Here is a 1,535-nt window from a genome sequence, read left to right as displayed (position 1 = left end):
CCGGGGGGCGGTTAGCGGACGCTCGATGATCTCGGGCATCTCGCCAAGCTCCGCCGCGACCGTGTCGGCGATGGCGAGGCAGGAGGTCAGGCCCGGCGATTCGATGCCGAACAGGTTGACCAGGCCATCCACCCCATGGAGTCCCGGCCCCTGGATCAGGAAGTCGGCCTGCGGCTGCCCAGGCCCGCTCAGCTTCGGACGCACGCCCGAATAGGCCGGGACCAGCGCGCCGTCCGGCAGTCCCGGCCAATAGGCGCGCACCGCGCCATAGAAGGACCCGGCACGGTCGGGGTCGACGGCGTAATCGATGGGTCCATTCAGGTCGCCCAGCCATTCCACGTCGGGACCGAAGCGGGCCTGTCCGGCAAGGTCTAACGTCAGGTGGACGCCCAGCCCGCCCTCCACCGGCACCGGATAGACCAGCCGGGAAAAGGGCGAGCGGCCGCCAGCCAGCGCGTAGTAATTGCCCTTCGCCAGCACGCGCGGCGGCACATGGGCGGCCTCCAGCCCCTCCAGTCCGCGGGCGACGGCCCAGGCGCCCAGCCCGGCGGCATTGACCAGGGTGGAGCAGGCGATCCGCATCGGCTCCGCCCCGCCGACCTCCAGCTCGAAGCCGGCGGCGGTGCGGTGGGAGCGTGTCAGCGGGCTCAGCAACGCCAGCATCGCACCGGCCTCCTCCGCATCGCCCAGCAGGGCCAGCATCAGCCCATGGCTGTCGACGATGCCGGTCGAGGGCGACAGCAGGGCGCCGACGGTGCGCAGGTTGGGTTCCCACGCCCGCGCGGTAGCGGCGTCGATCTCCGTCAGGTCGCTGACGCCGTTGGCGGCGGCCTGGGCGCGGATCGCCGCCAGCTTCGGCAACTGGGCCTCCTCCGTCGCGACGATCAGCTTGCCGATGCGGCGATGCTCCACCCCATGGGCGGCGCAGTAGGCATAGAGCGCGTCGCGGCCGGGCACGCACAGCCGGGCGCGCAGGCTGCCGGTGGGGTAGTAGATGCCGGCATGGATCACTTCGGAATTGCGCGAGCTGGTGCCGGTGCCGATGGCGTCCGCCTCCTCCAGCACGATCACCTCGCGCCCGGCCTGTGCCAGCCGGCGGGCCACCGCCAGACCGACCACGCCCGCCCCGACGACCACGCACTCCACCCGTTCCATCGCGTCATTCCCGCCTGCCGCCTGAACCGCCGGGAAGGGGACCGCAAAAGGGGCGGGGTGCGCAAGAGGTTCCGCATATGCGTCAGGCTTGACTCGGCCGTGCCAATGGGTATTGTGCGCGCCTTCACCTCCTGGGAAAGCGGGCGCGCGCAATTTTTGACGCCCCGTCCGCCGCCTGAACAGGGCGGACGGAACTACCGGGACAACATCAACTCGTGTCCAACGAGGCGTGAGAGTTATGAGCAAGCGTCAATATCGGGAGTTTCCAGCCCGGCCAGCCCGAGCACGGCGCGGCGGACGTCGCCATGCCGCTCCAACGCGGCACCGGCAGCTTCCTCGTCGACACCGGCGATGCGCGCGACCATGGCGTGCAGCGCGGC

Annotated in this window: 1 protein-coding gene; it reads right to left on the bottom strand. The window is 70.9% G+C overall.

The window, feature by feature from the left end:
- On the bottom strand, positions 1-1,155 hold a 1,155-nt coding region (locus tag I71_RS13630), incomplete at its 3' end, for an NAD(P)/FAD-dependent oxidoreductase (RefSeq protein WP_042695401.1).
- Between the last annotated feature and the right edge of the window lie 380 nt (positions 1,156-1,535).

The sequence above is a fragment of the Azospirillum sp. B506 genome (assembly GCF_000333595.1).
Taxonomy (GTDB): Bacteria; Pseudomonadota; Alphaproteobacteria; order Azospirillales; family Azospirillaceae; genus Azospirillum.
This window is presented reverse-complemented; position numbering and strand designations above follow the sequence as displayed.